Source organism: uncultured Gemella sp. (assembly GCF_963515875.1).
GTDB lineage: Bacteria > Bacillota > Bacilli > Staphylococcales > Gemellaceae > Gemella.
Map to the genome: position 1 here is coordinate 111983 of NZ_CAUPZX010000001.1, position 18140 is coordinate 130122.

The window sequence follows — 18140 nt, forward strand, 5'->3', positions numbered from 1 at the left end:
TCTTTTTATTATTTAACAATAACTGCTTTTTCTTGTTTTTCTATAACTTTTCCAACTATAGCACTCTTAATCTCAAGAGTGTTTAGCTTTTCTAATAATTCGTACGCTTCACTTTCTGGTAAACTAATTAAAAGTCCTCCTGATGTTTGTGGATCATACATTATTTCTTCTAATGCAAAATCTTTAATTTGGTATTCTACATTTGGTTCAACAAATGTTCTATTAAGTTGACCCCCTGCAGTAATTATAAACTCATTTGCACATTTATACGCTTCTTCGATATATGGAATATCTTTCGAATATACTTCTGCTGAATATTTTCCATCCAACATTTCTACAAGGTGTCCTAAAAAACCGAATCCTGTAATATCTGTACAACTATTAACGTTAAAATCTTTCATCATTTGAGCTGAATATTTATTAAGTGTAGTCATTTGTTTAACACTCTGAGCAAATGCTTCTTCTGAACACTCTTTTACCATATGAGCTGTATTAATAATACTCACTCCTAAAGGTTTTGTTACGATTAATAAGTCCCCTACTTTACAATTGTTATTTTGTAATATTTTATCAGGATGAACTATTCCTGTTACTGATAATCCGTATTTTGGTGTTGCATCATGAATAGAGTGTCCTCCAGCAAGAACTCCGCCTGCTTCATGTACCTTTTCCGCTCCACCTTTTAATATTTGATGCAAAATTTCTAAGTCCATATTTTCTGGGAAAGCTACTATATTCAACGCCGAAATAACTTCTCCTCCCATCGCATATACATCGCTAAGTGCATTAGTCGCTGCGATTTGTCCATATAAATACGGATCATTTATCATTGTTGTAAAGAAATCTAATGTTTGAATAATCGCCTTATCTTCAGATATTTTATAAACTGCTGCATCATCTGAAGATTCATATCCAACTATTAAGTTTTTATCCTCTTTTTTAGGAAGGTCTCTTAGTATATCTGATAAGGCTCCCGGCCCTATTTTCGAGTTTCAACCTCCGCAAACTATCATATTCATTTTCTTCTCTGACATATTTACCTCCTGCTCTACTACTTATCTATAATTATACTACTACACAACACATTTTAAAAGTATTATTCGTTTTTTTAATATAAAATAGACAACTAATATTATAAAGCTTCAATAAAAAATCTAAGCAACAAAATGCTACCTAGATTTCTAGAGTGATTTTCCCCCATGCCCTGAACTTGACAAAGAGCAAAAAAACAGCTAACTAAGACTACTTAATTAGCTGTTTTTAAAACTTTCTATATATTATTTTTCAATATAAGAGTTACCATCTAAGAATACGCCTGGAGTTGGTGTAGATCCGTTATATCCACCAAAATTATCTTGGTGTTGGACTAATGTTACTAAACCATTTGAAATCTTAACACCTACTCCCACAAATTTTGACGTAGAAGAAAGAAGTGTATTTCTGTGCCCATATGGGTGTGCAGTTGTAACATTATGTTTTTCTGAAAATAGTTCAAATAACAATTGATAAGCGATTTGATCAGCTGTACCACTTTGCCCTACTTGAACAACATTATAAAGAATACTATTAGCTCCAGGGAAGCCTGCACTAGCTGCTGCTGCTTTTTCTAAAGCTCCACCATCTCCATGAACTGTTGCATGTACTCCACCATTATTCGCTACGTAGTTCGCACGATTTGCAGTAGCTGTATTTAAGGCCGCATTTTGAGTTAATGGCCCAAGATTATTTTTAGCACGTAATTGATTTAATTGAGCTAAAAATGATTGTTTGATTTGTTCTTCAAAAGATGAAGCAACCGTTGCTTGAGTAGTTTGCTTAGGAAGCTCTACTTTTGTTTCTTTTGGCTGAGTTGTTCCTGTCTTTGGAGCACTTGTCATGATTGTTTTTGGCTCTGTAGTAGCAGTTGTTACCGGAGTATTTAATAACCCTGCTGGCTTATCAGATGGTTTTACATTATCTGCTGTTTTTGGTTTTTCAAGTTCAGCTGGAGTTGCAACTGGTGCTGGATCAGCTACTGTAGGTGCAGGTTTTTTAGCCAAATCAGATATACTTGGCACATTTGTTGGTGTTTCCGTTTTTTCTTCTTTTACCTTGTTTTTAAGGTCATTGTTAGATTTTTGTTGAGCCTTACCCTCTTCTGTCGCTACTTCGTAACGAACCGTGATTTTAAACGTATGACCACCTACTTCATTTACTGTAGTAAATGATTCTTTTTTAACCCCAGTGTGAGGTAATTTTCTAGTAGGTACTTGCGCTGCTAAATCTAATTCAACAACAACTTCTTCACCTGCTTTAAGAACATCTCTTTTAATTAAAAACTCAGCTTTGCTTTCAGTTGTAATACGCGCTACAACATTAGCTACCTCTCTATCTGCTACTAATTTAGCATAGAAGTGTCCATCTTTTTCAAAGACATTTGCCTTCACATTAGCTACATTTACATCTACTGCAACTGGTTTAACATCAATTGCTTTTGTAGGCACTGATGTTATTCCTGAAAATAATACCAGTCCTGCTAATACTTTACCAGTTAATTTTAAGCTCTTCTTTTTCATTACATCTCTTCTCCTCATTATTATTAATTTAATAATTACTTCTCCTATATTATAATCTATTCCTACATCTCTAATCAATAGATTTTAAATTTTGTAATACAAAATACATTTTGTAACAATTTAGAAATATTTCAAAATGTTTTGTTATTTTATTTTCATTACTTATATAAAACTATCATTTTTAATTTTCATTTTCATATATGTATATAAACATTGTTTTAACAATGTTTGTACTATTTTTAATTTAATTATAGTTAAAACTAAATTTAAAGTATATTTAAGGTATAAGTCTTATAATATGATACATAACTAGTAAATAGTTATAAACTTCATAAACTTTCCTTTTCTATAAGAGACCGAGACAATTGTGCTCGGTTTTTTTTATTATAAAATTAAAAATAGGAGTAACTCAAAAATCACGATTTCTTAGAAATCGATTTTATCGAGTCACTCCCGCAATGTTTATTATATGTCCAAAAAGCCTCTATAAATGAACCTAGATATCAATAAATCACTGCACCATGAGTTTTTATATATCTTTTTAAAAATTAAGGACTTTTTAGTCAGCTCCATTTTATTATTTATTACTATATATATCCTCTTTTAGAATCTCACTTTGTTTTATACTTATACTACTACCTTCAATTACTATAATATTTAATTTCCCTCCATAAACACAACCACCATCAACATTAATTCGATTATCCTTTATCTCATAATATGGTTCAACTTTTACAGGACTATGTCCATGAAATACTTTTTTATCATATTTTTTCTCACTGCTTAAAAAGGGTTCTCTAATCCAAATCATATCTCGATGATTTTGATTCCAAAAGTATTTATCAAAATCTATCCCAGCATGAACAAAGTAAAACTCATTACTTTCATATCTTGTTGGAAGATTTTTCAGCCATTTTCTCAAATCTCTATAGTCCCTAGCAAATTTTCTAAAGTATTTTCTCCTATTTTCAACAGTTGCATCTTCATAAAATGACTGTAGTGTTGTTAATCCACTATTTCTAAAATAATGATCTTGTCTAATTACTGAATAATCACTATACATGGCCTCTTTCATTGCTAAATTAAACATATCTTCATGATTTCCTAGTAATACAACGTGATGTGAATATACTTTTTGCAGATTATAAAAAAATTTCCATACTAACCTTGTATTTTTTCCTCTGTCACACATATCCCCTAAGCATATCAATTTATCTTTGTCAGCCTCAAAATTCACTTCATTTAACAGTTTTTTCATAGTATAATAACTTCCATGTATATCAGAAATTACAATTGTTCTCATAAAAACACCTTCTTCGCATATATCATGTTTTCTATAATAAAGGAAAATTTAATCATTGTAAATAGATAACTTTTACCTTTCCTAATAATTGTAAAAATACTAATGTATGTTTTCACATATAATTTATTTTTTCAGAGTTTATATAGCTTATGATATATAGGCTTACAAAACAAAATTTATATAAATTCTTTTAGGTTATCATTTTAAATAACACTTTTCACATGATATAATATTAGTAAATATTAAGAGAAAGGAGCAGCATATGGAAAATAACTTACTTTGTTTTAAAAGAACTTCAAACCTTACTGCTCTTTCATTGCCAAAAACATACAGAGAAGGATTTCACACTAAACAAGGTGTTTGGACAAAGTTGATTATCGTTAAAGGAAAAATGAAATTTAATTTTTTAGACGAAGATAATGACCCGATCAAACAATTTTCTTTAAATAAAAACAGTACTATCGATCTTATAGAACCGCAAAGTATTTTTAGAATTCATCCAAATTCTACAGATTTACAGTTCCATTTGGAGTTTTATTGTACACCTGAAGACTATTTTTTCAATAAGTATGATTTAAGTCCTGCTCATAAAGAAGTTGTTGAGGCTATGAATTATATAACTCCATGTAAAACTTTAGATTTAGGGGCTGGTCAAGGAAAAAATTCATTATATCTTTCATCACTTGACTTCAATATAACAGCTGTTGATATTAATGCTAAATTCTTACAAGATCTTGCTGATATATCCATCAAAGAGAAACTAAATCTGAATGTGTTCAAACATGATATAGTTGAAGCTAATATCAAAGATACTTATGACTTTATCTTTTCTACAGATGTATTTATGTATTTAAATCCTACCCGAGTCCAAAGCATTATAAGTAACATAAAAAAACAAACTAACAAAGGTGGATATAATCTTATTGTAAGTGCATTGAATGCTACAAAACATGGTTGTCCTCTTACTCCATTTCCTTTTACTTTTATTGAAGGGGAGCTTAGAGAATACTATGAGGATTGGAAAATTATTAAATACAAAGAAGATATTACCGCTTCCCCTTATCCATATGCCGTTATATTGGCTCAAAAAATATAACAAAAACATCCCCACAAAAAGTTATTTTGTGGGGAATTCTATTATTCAATATTTTCTCTAATATCTTTTTGATACCAAACTACATCATACCAACGATTAAATTTATACCCTACTTTCTCGAAATGAGCTACTTTCCTAAAACCACTTTTTTCATGGAATGATACACTTCCTTCATCTGGATAAGCAATACACGAAGTCAATCTGCATATTCCTTTGTTATAAAGTTGCTTTTCAAGTTCATTATATAACTTCTCTCCAACGCCTTTACCACGAACTTTTTCATCTAGATAAATCGTAATCTCAGCTGTCCATTTATATGCATCTTTAGGATAAAACTCACTAGCATAAGCATAACCTAGTAGTTCATCCCCTTCTTCCACTACCAAAAATGGATAACTTTGAATAGTTTTAGATATTTTCTCTTCAAACTCATGTAAACTCGGTACTGTGTAATCAAAGGTAATGGCTGTATGTTCTACATATGGTCTATAAATATTTACCAACTTCTCAGCATCTTCTAGTTCAACCGTTCTAATAATCGACATAATATTTCTCCTAACCTTCTTTCTCATAAGTAACTATTTATATGAACAAAGTATCTTATAAATAACACTTATATAATTTATTTACCCTATTAAAGATCTTCTTTCTTGATTTTTTCTAATAAAGCCGCACATCCCTTAGTTACATCATTAAATGTTGTTTTGAAGTCTCCAGTATACCATGGATCATCGATAATTCTATCTTCTCCAGCATACTCTAATAATTTTTTGACCTCTCCTGTTTTTCTTCCAGCTATAAACTTATTGATGTTTTCCATATTACTGTCATCCATTCCCACGATATAATCAGATTCCAAATCATCATCGTTTAGAATTCTAGAATACATTCCTTCTACGCCTATTCCTACTTTAGCAAGTTCTTTTTTAGTTCCACTGTGAACTGGATTACCATGTTCCCAACTACTAGTCGCTGCTGAATCTATTTGAATTTTTTCGCTTAATCCTTCTTTTTCTACCATATCTCTAAATATAGCCTCTGCCATAGGTGAACGACAAATATTTCCTAAACAAACGAATAACACTTTTACCATTTTTTCATCTCCTAAATAATATTTTCTAATATTTATATTATATCACATTGACTTGGATTCAACATAATAAAGATATTTTATAAAATATTTCTTCTAATTTTATTTTTATGTTTTACATGATATAATTAACTTAAATTTAGCTATTAGTAAGGAGATTAAAATGACAAAAAACTTAGTATGCTACAAACGATTACCAAATTGGACTGCTCAAACACTTCCCGAGCCGTTCAGACATAAACATAACACTAGAAAAGACGTATGGGCAAAATTAACTATTCTTAACGGAAAACTACAGTTTACAGAACTTACTGAAGATAATGAAGTTATACAGGAACACATTTTCACATCTGAGAGTGATATTCCTTTCGTTAAACCACAAGCATGGCATCGTGTTGCTCCTTTATCAGATGATTTAGAATGTTTTTTAGAGTTTTACTGTGAGCCCAAAAATTATTTTAAAAACAAATACGATATTAATCCTGCTCACTCTGAAGTAGTAGAAGCCGTTGAAATTATTAAACCGTGTAAAACCTTGGACCTTGGATCTGGTCAGGGGCGTAATTCTTTATTTCTTTCTAAACTTGGCTTTGAAGTCACTGCAGTAGATAATAATATTCCTGCCTTAGAATTTCTAATGGAAACATCTAGAATTGAAGATTTGGATATTAAAATTGGTAGTTACGATATAAATGATGCAGCTCTTAGAAATACTTACGACTTTATACTTTCTACAGTAGTTTTAATGTTTATCGAAGAACAATCTATTCCTAAGGTTATTAAAAATATGCAAGAACAGACTACCCTTGGTGGTTATAATTTAATAGTTGCTGCAATGTCAACTGATGATGCACCATGTCCACTTCCTTTCCCATTTACTTTTAAAGAAAATGAACTAAAAGAATATTACAAAGACTGGGAATTTATTAAATATAATGAAGATTTTGGACAGCTTCATAAAACTGATGCTAACGGCAATAGATTTAAACTTCGCTTTGCTACTATGTTGGCTAAAAAAATCAAGTAATTTATTTTTTTAAGCTAGTTTTTTGACATCGTTATCATCGAGTGTTATAATTTTAATTAATCATTAAAACATTTGGGGTGCTTTTAAGCTGAGATTATACCCATAGAACCTGATGCTGTTAATACAGCCGTAGGAAAATGTTAACTTAACAATTTTTATTTGTATTTTTGAATTTACGAGTACCTCTTGTCGTTTTAATGAATTTAAAATAACAGGAGGTTTTTCTTATGAAAAAATGGTCTACAAAGGACATTATTATTATTGCTTTAATAGGTTTCTTATTTGGAGGAATATTCCTTGCAACAAGTTTGGTTTATGTTCCGTTAAAAGCTGCTCTAGGAGCAGTCGGATACGCACCGTTTGCTAACTCTATATTATTTGGTTTATGGGTAATGGCTGGTCCAGTTGCTGCAGTACTTATTCAAAAACCAGGAAGTGCTACACTCGGAGAGGTTCTAGGTGCATTGGCTGAGATGCTATATGGATCATACTTTGGTGCTGCAGTTCTTGTTTCTGGTTTAGTACAAGGGGTCGGCTCTGAGGTTGGTTTCTTAGCAACAAGATACAAACGCTACGATACATTTTCACTATTCCTTTCTGCAGTAGGTATTACACTATTTAGTTTTGCTTATAAATACTTTCAATCTGGTTACCAAGCATTCTCAATAGGTATGATTTTAGCGATTCTAATCGTGCGTTTTATTTCTGTATTTTTCTTTGGTGTAATTTGTGTTAAATTAATTTTAAATATCGTTAATAAAGTTCAAAATAGTGGGAATAAATAATGAATATTATAGAAATCGATAATTTTTCTCTAAAAATTAAAGATAAAGTCTTATTTGATAACGTTAGTTTAAAAATAAAAGAACATAGTTGGTTAGTTTTAACCGGAAATATTGGTAGTGGTAAGTCTACCCTACTACGCACTATTTGTAAATTGTATAAAGAAGAATACGAGGGAGTTATAAGATACAAGGAGAAAAACATAGTTGATATTCCAATGCAAGAACATGTTAAAAATATTGGATATGTAATGCAACATGCCATTAATCAGTTTGTTATGCCTACTTTAAAAGAAGAAATAATCTTTGCATTAGAAAATCTATGCCTTGAGCCTCAGATTATCGATAAAAAATTAGAGTATGCTTTATCTATTACAAACACATATGAAATCTCTACTAAGCATATCCATACATTATCTGGGGGAGAACGTCAACGAGCCGCTTTTGCAGTAGCATTAGCTATGGGAAGTGAAGTTTTAATTTTAGATGAACCTTTTGCAAATGTCGATAAGAAGACTCGTAATTCACTATTAACGTTACTTAAAGACTTAAATAATCATGGAGTAACAATAGTCGTTTGTGATCATGAATATCAACTTTATCTAAATTACGCAGACACATTTTATTACTTAGAAAACGGGAATTTTAAACTAATTAATAGTCCTGATATTATTCCAAATAGTGTAAAATTAAGTAATAATATTAAATCCGATCAAATATTAAAACTAGAAAATGTTAGTATTAGTCAAGGCGATAAAAAACTTTTAAATATAAATAATTTTGAAATATATAAGGGAATTACTACTTTAACTGGGGATAACGGTACTGGAAAGACAACCTTACTTCATGCTATCTCTCAATTAAAAAAGTTTGAGGGGAATATATACTTTGATGGTTCGAAGGTTAAGAAATCAAGGAAGCTATACAAAAAAATAAGCACTTGCTTACAAGATGCCTTTCAACAGTTTATTAGCTTAATGCCTCGTGAAGAAATTTCTATGCAAAAAGATATTTGGGAACATGCTATTTCATGGCAACAAAGACTTCTAAAAGAATTTGATTTAGAAAAAGAACTTGATAAAAGTCTATACTATTATAGTGGTGGACAACGAAAACTTATCCAACTAATGTGTTTATTAAGCCAAAAAACTGAGCTACTTCTGTTAGATGAACCTTTTACTCATCTTGACGAAAGAGCATGCACTTTTATAATGGATTGGATCGAGGAAAATAAAAAAATTGCTGGACAATCATTTATTATTGTCAGCCACAGATTAGAACCACTGAATGGTAGAAGTGATTATCATATTGAAATTTCAGATAATACGCTCCATTATGCAAAGGAGGAGTTTTATGCAAAAGAAAATAATTAGTCCTACTCTCGCATTAATTGTATTATTACTAACTATCTGGATTTCATTTAGTAAATTATTAGTACTAAATTTTATAATTATCGGTCTAACAATTCTCTATTTTTGTCTATCAAGATTCTGGAAAAAACTGCTATATTTCATTATAGTACCTCTATTACCTGCATTAGGTTCTGGTTGGGCTATTGTCGTTCATAGTTCGAATTATAAATTTGCGCTATTAATTTTTTCTAGGACATATAGTTTTGCAGCCTTAGGCTTATTCATGGCAACATACATTTCTCTAGTAGAATTATTAAAATACTTCGAACAGCATGGACTTTCCTCAAATATCGTCTATGGACTCTTAGTAGTTATCCAAGCCTTGCCAAGAATACAGTATGAAACTCAGATGATTACAAAATCTAGTCGTTTAAGAGGCGTTTCCTTAGCATTTTGGTCACCGTATTATTACGCTAAAGCAATTTTTATTGCTCTAACATGGCAACCTCAAATTTCAGAAGCAATGACGGTTCACGCTTATGAAGACTACAAAATAAGAACTCATTATCACAAATATGTTGTTGATAAAAACAAAAGTATTATTATATTAATAATATTCTTATTAATATCAGCTTCTTTATTAATACTCAACATATAGAATAATGCCATCATGAACAAATTCCATGATGGCATTTATTATATTCATATATATAAAATTGGCGGGAATGTGTGGGAATCGAACCCACCCAAGAGGCTCTTAACCCCTCATACTAGTTTTGAAGACTAGAGAGCACACCAGAACTCATCCACTCCCAAGTATGTTTATATTATACAATAAAAATACAGAAAAATCAACATTATATGTTAACGTGTTCAGAACATCGAAGTACTCTCATCTCTTTATAATAAATACCGCTCACCGCTAGTTTTTTACCACTTACTTAAAAGCTATTAATTTTTAAACTGAAATAATATATAATATAACTATAAACATTTAGAAAGGAGACAATATGAAAATTAATATCGAACTAGACTCAAACCTTAAAGAAATTGAACTAGTTATTAAGACTCCAGATTTAAATAATGATGTCATATTAATTAAAGAATTAGTTGAAAAAGCTCTATTTGATTCTCAAAAAATAATTTTCTATAAAGGTAATTCTGAGTATTTCATTCCTCTAGAATCTATTTTATTTTTTGAAACTGATGATAATAAAGTATACGCTCATACTAGAGATGAATTTTTCGAAGTCAAATTCAAATTATATGAATTAGAACAAACAATTCCTTTTTTCTTTTGTCGAATTTCTAAGAGCTCAATAATAAATACAAGGGCAATTTATTCACTAGAAAAATCTTTTTCTGGTTCAAGCACCGCTTCTTTCTCTAATTCAAAGAAGCAGGTTCATATTTCTAGACATTACTATAAAATATTAAAAGATAAATTAAAAGAAATGAGGTAAAAATAAATGAGACGAAGTTTTATTGGATTATTCTTTATAGTCCTTGCAGTAACTACTCTACTCGACGGATTCAGTATTTTCCCAAACGGATCAATCTTTTTAGCTATATGTACAGTAGTTCTTGGTTTTTTTGCAATTCGAGGTTTAATGGATTTTGATTCTTTTGGAACAATATTCCCACTGGCATTACTATTCTATATATATAATAAAAACTATCACTTTGCTGATATATCAGGTGGAAAAATATTCTTTGTTGCTGTTTTCCTTAGTCTAGGTATTTCTATGTTTGTCCCTAGAAAATATAAATATAGAGAATTCAAAAGTTTTTACAAAGGAAAAAAATATCAAAAGATAAAAAATGGTAATGATTTTTCTGATGTAACATTTGGTGAAAATGTTCAGTACATAGACATAACTAAAGCTGATTCATTCTCTGCTTCTACAACATTCGGAACTACTACCATCTATTTCGAAAAATTAAATACTTATCCTATTAAAGACTTTGACCTTAATGTTTTGATTTCTTTCGGAAATCTAAAGGTTTATGTACCGAAAGAATGGACAATCGAAAACAATACAAATAACTTTTTAGGAAAAGTTCAAAAAAATTCTCATAGCAGCGGTAAAGATGTTAAAATTATCCTAAATGGTTCAGTAACATTTGGAGAAGTTGAAATAATTCATGTATAAAAATAAAACTCTCAGGAATTCTTGCAATCTTGAGAGTTTTATTTTTAATTGTTTCCTACTTTCTTTTGTTGTTCTCTTTTTTCTACTAACTTAGATAAATAGATAGAACCAACAGTTAATAAAATTACTAATAATGAGGCTATTAAAAATTCTTTACTGAAAATATTTGTACTAGTAGCTCCGAAGTTTAAAAATACTATTGTTCCTGGTATTATTCCGAGTACACTTGCTATCATATATTTTATTAAACTAATATTTGTTAACCCATATCCGTAATTTAACATATTATATGGAACCAACGGTATAAGTCTTAATATCACTAAGCTCATCATTAGTTTTTCATCACTAACATTAAATATCCTATCATGCTGCTTCGGCGTCATTTTTTTCTTAAGATAGTTTTTCACCCATTCACGACCGAAACGACGTGAGATAACGAACATAATATAGCAATTTAATGAAGCCCCAACAAAAGTTAATAAGCTTCCTTCAACAAAGCCGAAAGCTACTCCTCCAGCAACGGCAAGTATCGGAACCGGAAAGAAAAATACCGGTAAAAACATAAACATTAATACATAAATAATCGGCGCTAGTACACCAAAACTTTGAATAAATTCAGTCATTACTTCCTCCTATTTAAAGTATGCTGATACTTTTTCTAAAAACTCTAATTCAATATATGAAGCTATCTTCTTAAACGTTGTATCATCCATTAACATTTTATCATTTTCACTATATTGTCTGAATGCCATACTACACCATGTCACACCTCTTAGACAATTAAATACTAAATATCTTTCAAACCTTTCTCTATCAAAGGCTCGATAACTACTATATTCCTCTAAGAAATCGTTAATTTCTTTTTCTGATAAGATAATATAAGTTTTCCAAAATGTAGTTGTTGGAGCTAGGAAATGAGCTAAATCTTGTTCACACTCTCCTATTAATGCCTTCTCCCAATCAATAATATAGCTGTCTTCTTTTCCTTCTCCTATTAAGAAATTCCCCGAATTTAATTCTGTATTAATTATACACGGATTAGCTATAGTATATTCTTTTGGAATAAGACTCTGACATTTTTCTAAAAATGCTCTAATATAGTTGCTAACTTTCTCATCAGCTTTATCCCAAGCTAAATACTCACCAGACATTTGTTTACATTCATCGAACATGAGTTGAAATGGATTTGTAGCATTTATCAAATTATTATCATCATATTTTGTATTATGAACTTTACTTAGTAAATACGCGGCTATCTTCATATCCGTTCTGTAATTAAGTACTCTTCCTTTCAAGAATTCCATAGTCAAGTATTTATAAGGTAATAAAGTTGTTTCTGTTATTAAATCATATAGCTTCGGTGTAACACCACTATCTTTTAGTAATTGTAATGTTTCATATTCATATTCTATCTGATTTTCTAGATTCATCTGACTCTTCATATTGATTCTAAGAACCTTTTTTATATTCTTAGCATCAAAGGTAAAATTAATATTATACTCTCCTGCACCTAGCAATTCAATATTACTATAACCTGTTTCTGCTGATAGAAGATCTTCTTTTGTATCTATATCTAAACCATCTTCTCCTAAATAATAACTTAACTTCTGTACATTGCAAACAGCAAGTAAGTTCTCTAAAACTGTATTGTCACCATAGCTAGGAAGATTAAATACTTCTTTTATAGCTTTTTTCATACCTATTAAAAAATACCCACCATCAACACTTGGATTTATAACGACATCATACTCGGCTAATTTTTCAAACGCAGTGTGAATCATATTTTCTTGAAGATTAAATATATCTGAACCTAGTAAAATCACCTTGTCACTAGCCAGTAATTCTGCTTCAATAGCGTTGTACATTTTGTCTCCAAGTGTGGCTCCTACTTGATAAGAAAATTCTCTATCTTCTAGAATATTCTTCATAATTTCATTATCACTACTTTGCCCATCATGGTAAACTACTAACTCTTCTTTACTATTTTTCAAAATATCATAGTTTTTTCTCATCAATTTTTTTTGAATTTCAACAGCAGTTTCTGGAGAAACAAAATCATACAACCTTGTCTTTGTTGTACCTACTTTAGGCACTCTCGTAAAAAATATTATCTTGTTTTTCATCCCTAAAGTCTTCCTCTAATGTTATTATATATATTTATAAGTACCTATTCTTATTAGCGAAAAAGTGACTTAATAACCATTTTCTTACTAAAATCACGATATTAAGTCACCCTTTCTATACTATATGTTAATGATTATGCCCTGAATGATCATCTTTCTTATCTGAAGAGTGATTGTGTCCAGCATGTTCATCTTTCTTGTCTGAAGAATGATTATGTCCTTCATGACCTTTATGCTCACCATGACCTTCTTTACAATGTTCACAGTGACCTTCATGCTTCTCTGAACCTTTTACTGTATCACTAGGATCTTTACAACAATCAGCAATTTCAAATTTATAGCTAAACTCTTTAGTTCCATCTATTGCATTAAATACATTTTTGTACCCTAAATCAATTAGTTTCTGAGCTACTACTGATGAACTAGTTCCTGTCGCACTGTATACATATATAGGAATCTCTTTATTTTCAGGTAACACAGATTGTAAATTATCTAAATTTTTAACATCGATATTTTTTGCACCTGCTCCGTGCCCTTTTTCAAAATCAGCTTTATCTCTTACATCCAAGAATACATTGTTTGCTGTAGTGTCTAATAAAGCATCTTGGAATTTACTTCCATTTAACGATGTATATTTAACTAAATCATACTTATAGTCTTTAATGTTTTGAGCGCCTGTTACATCTTTAAATCCTTGTTTTGTAAGTTTTTCTACAGCATTGTTAGTTGTATTAGTATTATCACTGTATACAACTACTTTTTTCTCTCTCCACAGACGAATTTGCTCGATACTTTTATCTATTTTTGATACTGGAATATTTATTGCATGTTTAAGATGACCTTGTTTATAAGCAGCTTCTTCTCTAATATCTATAACTAGGTAATTTTCTTTTTCTTTGTCATCTTTTTGAATTTTATTCAACTCTTCCCCTTTTAATTCTTTTGCAGATGTAGTAGTTGAACATCCTACTAAAGTTAATGATAATACTGCCGACATACTCACAGCTAAAAGTTTATTAAATTTCATTTATGTTCCTTCCTATCCTTGTTTAATAAGAGACAAGCGGCACTTAAATATTATTTTAGGTATCCCCTGTCCCTTATTAGTATAACTTAAAAATAATTTTTTTTCTAATAAATAATATTATTTTTACTCATTATTTATAATATTATTTATTAGAACTTATATTCATGTTCTTTTGCTCCATCCCAAGCATTATATACATTTGTGTATCCTAACTCGACAGCTTTTTGTGCAGCTTTTGATGAACGGTTACCGCTATAACAGTAAGTATAAATAGGTGTATTTTTATCGTTTGGTAGTAATGCTTCAAGATCTTTATCTATATTCTTAACATCAATGTTTTTAGCCCCTGCTACATGACCTTTTTCATAATCTTTTGCTTCACGAACGTCGATAAACGTTCCTTCTTTTTTATCGATTGCAGCTTGGAATTCATTTGCTAATAAAGTAGTAAACTTAACGATTTCATAATCTTTGTAATCTTTAACACCTTGAGCGTTAGAAACTTTTTTGAATCCTGCTTTTACAAGTTTATCAGCAGCTTCTTTACTTTTCTTACCAGTATTACAGATTGTTACTACTTCTTTGTCTTTCCATGCGCTTAAGTGTTCTGCATGTTTTTCAATGTCAGCTAACGGAATATTAATAGCGTGTTTTACATGTCCTTCTTTGTATTCTTTAGCATCTCTTACATCAATAACAAGATATTTTTCTTTCTCCTTATCATCCTTTTCAATTTTATTTAATTCTTCACCTTTTAACTCTTTTACAGCTACTGTTGAATTATTGCTACTGCTAGAAGTACTATTAGACGATGAAGAACACCCCGCTAACGATAACGATAACACTGCTGCCATACTGACAACTAATAATTTATTGCATTTCATAAATTTATCTCCTTTATATTTAATTTCATAAATAGTATAACAAATTAAATAAATTCAATCAACCGCACTTCCCAAGATATCAAATAATTATTTTACTTTTATTACAAATTCCAATTTACATAATAACGCAATAAAAGCTACAATCCACTAATGATTATAGCTTTTATTATGAACCTTATTTTTTTAATACTTTTATTATGTTCAGAAAAATAATAATATTTTTACAACACTCTCGTTTCTAATTCATCAAGAAACTGTTTTATATTTTTCACCTTATAACCTGAATAAGCCTGCAATTCATCATCAAAATGCCATTTTTTCTCTACCAAACATGTTTTTAACCCTAATTTCTTAGCAGGTAGAATGTCATGATGTAATGAATCCCCAATCATCATTGTTTCATCCGCTAATAATCCTTCTGATTCTAATACATTGATGAACGCCTTATCTTTAGGCTTACTTATATGTGTTTCTCCTGAAATATACAATTTAAAAATGTTTTCTAATCCTAGTTTCTTCAACTTCATCCTTTGTTCGTAGGATTTTCCATTAGTTAAAACTATCATATTGTATTTTTCTTGTAACTGTCTTATCTTCAAATTCACTTCTTCATCAGGTGCTATCGATTCTAAGATATATTCAAATTGCTTTTCATAATAAAAATTACAATCTTCTACCGTAAGATTTAAGCCAAATTGCTCCAACGTGAGCATAAGACGTTTATTTCTAAGCTCTATTATTTTTAAATTTCCCTTCAAAACCTCTTTAACCAACTTATTATTAACACTTTTATATAACTTAAAATATTCTTCATAAGTAGTCAGTTTATCATATTCCAAATACTCAAAAACCAACTTATTAGAAATTTTCCAGATTTTACTAAAATCATACAAAGTATTATCCAGATCAAAAATCAGGTTCTTTATCTTAGTCATCAATATCACCTCCTATTAAAAATATCTATGAAAAATTAGAGCTAAAAAATTGAGGGAATAACTCTACATCATGATTTTTAAAATCAATTTTATCGAGTCATCCCCTTGGGATAAGCCATTAAATATAAGTTATAGTTTGTTATACTATATTTAACCCTATTTAGATGAAAAACGAAAATATTTCTAAAATATTATTTGTTGTCTTTTAAATATTTTACTACTGGTCTTGCTTCATAAACTATAGTTCCCTCTGGAATACTGTGTTTTACAACCGCATTCGCTCCTATTTTCGAATTTCTACCTATAGTTATATTTCCTAAAACCTTTGCCCCTGCACCTATCATAACATTGTCCCCTATCGTTGGATGCCTTTTTTCCGGATTCAATGTTGTACCTCCAAGCGTTGTACCATGATACATCGTAACATTATCTCCGACTATGGCAGTTTCACCTATAACAACTCCCATACCGTGATCAATAAATAAACCTTTGCCTATTTTTGCTCCGGGATGGATTTCTATACCAGTCAACCTTCTTGCTCTTTTAGACAATAAACGAGCTAAAGTATGCCATCCTCTCTTATATAGCTTATGTGCAAAATAGTGATAATTAAGCGCCTTTATATGGGGATATGTTAAATAAATCATCAATTTTGACTCTGCCGCAGGATCATCTTTAAGTACTCTATCTAAATTATAAGATAAGTTCTCAAAATAATTCATTACACTTCTACATGTGTAACATCTTCAAAATCAAGCACAGATAAATACTTATCTACACCATCAGGTAAGATTGTTACAATATTTTTATCAGGGTACTTCTCCGCAGCCTTTTTAGCTCCAACTATTGCCGCACCTGATGAAATACCAATTCCAATACCAGTAGAACGTAAGAAGTTTTTAGTCTCTTCAATTGCTTCTTCACTCGTTACTGTGTAGATTTCATCCATATATTCTTTATTGAAGTTTTCTGGAATAAATCCTGTTCCAATTCCTTGGATTTTATGAACACCACCATGACCTTCACTAATAGCTGGAGATTCTGCTGGTTCTACTGCTACCGTTAATACTTCTGGTTTGTTTTCTTTTAGATATTTTGCAACTCCTGTAAATGTCCCTCCAGTTCCTACTCCAGCAACAAATACATCAATATTAGGCACTTGTTCTAATATCTCGCGTCCTGTTGTTTTGTGGTGATATCCTGGGTTGGCTGGATTATCAAATTGACTTAAAGAAATGGCATTACTGTATTTTTCACGAATTTCTGCAGCTTTCGCTATTGATCCTTTGATACCTAATTCTTTTGGAGTTAGAATTAATTGCGCTCCATATGCTTTAATAATATTACGTCTTTCTACACTCATACTTTCTGGCATAATAATTACCGCCTTCAAGCCCAAAACAGAGGCTAAAATAGCTACAGCTATACCAGTGTTACCACTAGTTGGTTCTACAATAATAGTATCTTTATTAATTGCACCTTGTGACATTGCTTCTTCTAACATTCCAAGTACAGCTCTATCCTTAACACTTCCTCCTAGATTATATTTTTCTAGTTTCACAAAAATATTTGTGTTATCTAATTTATATACGGGTGTATTCCCCACGAATTTTAATGATGTTGCTATCATAAAAAATTCCTCCTTCTGACTTTATAAATAACTTTTATTATTTGTTTGATTATAACATATTTTTAAGAACTATATAAAGGAATTAGTCTCAGCCATAAATTTAGGCAAAAAAAAGAGGACTAATGTCCTCTTTTCAGGCTGTTGACAAATGCAAAAAATGCATGAATCAACAGCCTATTTTTA

19 protein-coding genes, 1 tRNA gene and 1 riboswitch are annotated in these 18140 nt (G+C 30.4%); of the genes, 7 read left to right on the forward strand and 13 right to left on the reverse strand.

Going from position 1 to position 18140, the window contains the following annotated elements; all coding sequences use genetic code 11:
- Positions 1 to 8: 8 nt before the first annotated feature.
- From selD to RWL85_RS00590, 3 genes are all read right to left on the reverse strand, one after another.
- On the reverse strand, positions 9 to 983 hold the full coding sequence (gene selD / locus RWL85_RS00580) for a selenide, water dikinase SelD (protein ID WP_399533325.1): 975 nt from the start codon (positions 981 to 983) through the stop codon (positions 9 to 11).
- A gap of 294 nt (positions 984 to 1277) precedes the next feature.
- On the reverse strand, positions 1278 to 2555 hold the full coding sequence (locus tag RWL85_RS00585; protein ID WP_314083800.1) for a CAP domain-containing protein: 1278 nt from the start codon (positions 2553 to 2555) through the stop codon (positions 1278 to 1280).
- A gap of 577 nt (positions 2556 to 3132) precedes the next feature.
- Complete coding sequence (locus tag RWL85_RS00590; RefSeq protein WP_314083802.1) at positions 3133 to 3858, reverse strand: metallophosphoesterase; 726 nt, start codon at positions 3856 to 3858, stop codon at positions 3133 to 3135.
- Between the two features lie 262 nt (positions 3859 to 4120).
- On the opposite strand from RWL85_RS00590, the gene tehB (RWL85_RS00595) reads away from it, so the two are divergent.
- A complete protein-coding gene (gene tehB / locus RWL85_RS00595; protein WP_314083803.1) occupies positions 4121 to 4954 on the forward strand; it encodes an SAM-dependent methyltransferase TehB in 834 nt (277 codons plus the stop codon).
- 41 nt (positions 4955 to 4995) lie between these two features.
- Here the strand turns inward: tehB (RWL85_RS00595) and RWL85_RS00600 are convergent, their stop codons facing one another.
- Positions 4996 to 5499, reverse strand: a complete 504-nt coding sequence (locus RWL85_RS00600) for a GNAT family N-acetyltransferase (RefSeq protein WP_314083806.1) — start codon at positions 5497 to 5499, stop codon at positions 4996 to 4998.
- Between the two features lie 89 nt (positions 5500 to 5588).
- Positions 5589 to 6047: a low molecular weight protein-tyrosine-phosphatase gene (locus RWL85_RS00605; protein ID WP_314083808.1), complete on the reverse strand. Its 459-nt coding sequence runs from the start codon at positions 6045 to 6047 to the stop codon at positions 5589 to 5591.
- 160 nt (positions 6048 to 6207) lie between these two features.
- Here RWL85_RS00605 and tehB (RWL85_RS00610) point away from each other — a divergent pair, with 160 nt between their 5' ends.
- The 4 genes from tehB (RWL85_RS00610) (at position 6208) to RWL85_RS00625 (ending at position 9863) form a co-directional block, all read left to right on the forward strand.
- Entirely contained in the window at positions 6208 to 7071 is an 864-nt protein-coding gene (tehB, locus tag RWL85_RS00610) for an SAM-dependent methyltransferase TehB (protein WP_314083810.1), read from the forward strand.
- Positions 7072 to 7134: 63 nt separating this feature from the next.
- A riboswitch (TPP riboswitch) is annotated at positions 7135 to 7224 on the forward strand.
- Between the two features lie 74 nt (positions 7225 to 7298).
- Positions 7299 to 7856, forward strand: coding sequence for an ECF transporter S component (locus RWL85_RS00615; RefSeq protein WP_314083812.1), 558 nt, complete (start codon positions 7299 to 7301; stop codon positions 7854 to 7856).
- Positions 7856 to 9226 (forward strand): ABC transporter ATP-binding protein, encoded by a 1371-nt coding sequence (locus tag RWL85_RS00620; RefSeq protein ID WP_314083814.1) that lies wholly within the window; start codon positions 7856 to 7858, stop codon positions 9224 to 9226. Before RWL85_RS00615 ends, RWL85_RS00620 begins: the two co-directional genes overlap by 1 nt.
- Entirely contained in the window at positions 9207 to 9863 is a 657-nt protein-coding gene (locus RWL85_RS00625) for an energy-coupling factor transporter transmembrane component T (protein WP_314083816.1), read from the forward strand. The genes RWL85_RS00620 and RWL85_RS00625 overlap by 20 nt, the downstream gene beginning before the upstream one ends.
- Positions 9864 to 9922: 59 nt before the next feature.
- Here the strand turns inward: RWL85_RS00625 and RWL85_RS00630 are convergent.
- Positions 9923 to 10019: transfer RNA gene (locus RWL85_RS00630), tRNA-Sec, on the reverse strand.
- Positions 10020 to 10215: 196 nt separating this feature from the next.
- Between RWL85_RS00630 and RWL85_RS00635 the strand changes: the two genes are divergently transcribed.
- Positions 10216 to 10668 carry a LytTR family DNA-binding domain-containing protein gene (locus RWL85_RS00635; protein WP_314083818.1) on the forward strand — a complete coding sequence of 151 codons (453 nt, stop codon included), beginning with the start codon at positions 10216 to 10218 and terminating at the stop codon, positions 10666 to 10668.
- Positions 10669 to 10674: 6 nt separating this feature from the next.
- Positions 10675 to 11358 (forward strand): LiaF transmembrane domain-containing protein, encoded by a 684-nt coding sequence (locus RWL85_RS00640; RefSeq protein ID WP_314083820.1) that lies wholly within the window; start codon positions 10675 to 10677, stop codon positions 11356 to 11358.
- 44 nt (positions 11359 to 11402) lie between these two features.
- On the opposite strand, the gene RWL85_RS00645 is transcribed toward RWL85_RS00640, so the two are convergent.
- From RWL85_RS00645 to cysK, 7 genes are all read right to left on the reverse strand, one after another.
- Positions 11403 to 11981, reverse strand: a complete 579-nt coding sequence (locus RWL85_RS00645) for a TVP38/TMEM64 family protein (RefSeq protein WP_314083822.1) — start codon at positions 11979 to 11981, stop codon at positions 11403 to 11405.
- A 9-nt stretch (positions 11982 to 11990) separates the two neighbouring features.
- Entirely contained in the window at positions 11991 to 13481 is a 1491-nt protein-coding gene (locus RWL85_RS00650) for a TIGR04282 family arsenosugar biosynthesis glycosyltransferase (RefSeq protein ID WP_314083824.1), read from the reverse strand.
- A 127-nt stretch (positions 13482 to 13608) separates the two neighbouring features.
- Positions 13609 to 14508 carry a rhodanese-like domain-containing protein gene (locus tag RWL85_RS00655; protein ID WP_314083826.1) on the reverse strand — a complete coding sequence of 300 codons (900 nt, stop codon included), beginning with the start codon at positions 14506 to 14508 and terminating at the stop codon, positions 13609 to 13611.
- A gap of 149 nt (positions 14509 to 14657) precedes the next feature.
- Positions 14658 to 15392, reverse strand: a complete 735-nt coding sequence (locus RWL85_RS00660; protein WP_314083828.1) for a rhodanese-like domain-containing protein — start codon at positions 15390 to 15392, stop codon at positions 14658 to 14660.
- Between the two features lie 221 nt (positions 15393 to 15613).
- Complete coding sequence (locus tag RWL85_RS00665) at positions 15614 to 16327, reverse strand: HAD family hydrolase (RefSeq protein ID WP_314083830.1); 714 nt, start codon at positions 16325 to 16327, stop codon at positions 15614 to 15616.
- A gap of 191 nt (positions 16328 to 16518) precedes the next feature.
- Positions 16519 to 17049 carry a serine O-acetyltransferase gene (gene cysE / locus RWL85_RS00670; protein ID WP_314083832.1) on the reverse strand — a complete coding sequence of 177 codons (531 nt, stop codon included), beginning with the start codon at positions 17047 to 17049 and terminating at the stop codon, positions 16519 to 16521.
- Entirely contained in the window at positions 17049 to 17957 is a 909-nt protein-coding gene (cysK, locus tag RWL85_RS00675; protein WP_314083834.1) for a cysteine synthase A, read from the reverse strand. Before cysK ends, cysE begins: the two co-directional genes overlap by 1 nt.
- Positions 17958 to 18140: the final 183 nt, after the last annotated feature.

What these genes read in the sequence shown, in the direction of transcription:
- RWL85_RS00585 (WP_314083800.1), bottom strand. Translation starts at nt 2,555, where the DNA reads ATGAAAAAGAAGAGCTTAAAATTAACTGGTAAAGTATTAGCAGGACTG.
- RWL85_RS00590 (WP_314083802.1), bottom strand. Translation starts at nt 3,858, where the DNA reads ATGAGAACAATTGTAATTTCTGATATACATGGAAGTTATTATACTATG.
- tehB (WP_314083803.1), top strand. Translation starts at nt 4,121, where the DNA reads ATGGAAAATAACTTACTTTGTTTTAAAAGAACTTCAAACCTTACTGCT.
- RWL85_RS00600 (WP_314083806.1), bottom strand. Translation starts at nt 5,499, where the DNA reads ATGTCGATTATTAGAACGGTTGAACTAGAAGATGCTGAGAAGTTGGTA.
- RWL85_RS00605 (WP_314083808.1), bottom strand. Translation starts at nt 6,047, where the DNA reads ATGGTAAAAGTGTTATTCGTTTGTTTAGGAAATATTTGTCGTTCACCT.
- tehB (WP_314083810.1), top strand. Translation starts at nt 6,208, where the DNA reads ATGACAAAAAACTTAGTATGCTACAAACGATTACCAAATTGGACTGCT.
- RWL85_RS00615 (WP_314083812.1), top strand. Translation starts at nt 7,299, where the DNA reads ATGAAAAAATGGTCTACAAAGGACATTATTATTATTGCTTTAATAGGT.
- RWL85_RS00620 (WP_314083814.1), top strand. Translation starts at nt 7,856, where the DNA reads ATGAATATTATAGAAATCGATAATTTTTCTCTAAAAATTAAAGATAAA.
- RWL85_RS00625 (WP_314083816.1), top strand. Translation starts at nt 9,207, where the DNA reads ATGCAAAAGAAAATAATTAGTCCTACTCTCGCATTAATTGTATTATTA.
- RWL85_RS00635 (WP_314083818.1), top strand. Translation starts at nt 10,216, where the DNA reads ATGAAAATTAATATCGAACTAGACTCAAACCTTAAAGAAATTGAACTA.
- RWL85_RS00640 (WP_314083820.1), top strand. Translation starts at nt 10,675, where the DNA reads ATGAGACGAAGTTTTATTGGATTATTCTTTATAGTCCTTGCAGTAACT.
- RWL85_RS00645 (WP_314083822.1), bottom strand. Translation starts at nt 11,981, where the DNA reads ATGACTGAATTTATTCAAAGTTTTGGTGTACTAGCGCCGATTATTTAT.
- RWL85_RS00650 (WP_314083824.1), bottom strand. Translation starts at nt 13,481, where the DNA reads ATGAAAAACAAGATAATATTTTTTACGAGAGTGCCTAAAGTAGGTACA.
- RWL85_RS00655 (WP_314083826.1), bottom strand. Translation starts at nt 14,508, where the DNA reads ATGAAATTTAATAAACTTTTAGCTGTGAGTATGTCGGCAGTATTATCA.
- RWL85_RS00660 (WP_314083828.1), bottom strand. Translation starts at nt 15,392, where the DNA reads ATGAAATGCAATAAATTATTAGTTGTCAGTATGGCAGCAGTGTTATCG.
- RWL85_RS00665 (WP_314083830.1), bottom strand. Translation starts at nt 16,327, where the DNA reads ATGACTAAGATAAAGAACCTGATTTTTGATCTGGATAATACTTTGTAT.
- cysE (WP_314083832.1), bottom strand. Translation starts at nt 17,049, where the DNA reads ATGAATTATTTTGAGAACTTATCTTATAATTTAGATAGAGTACTTAAA.
- cysK (WP_314083834.1), bottom strand. Translation starts at nt 17,957, where the DNA reads ATGATAGCAACATCATTAAAATTCGTGGGGAATACACCCGTATATAAA.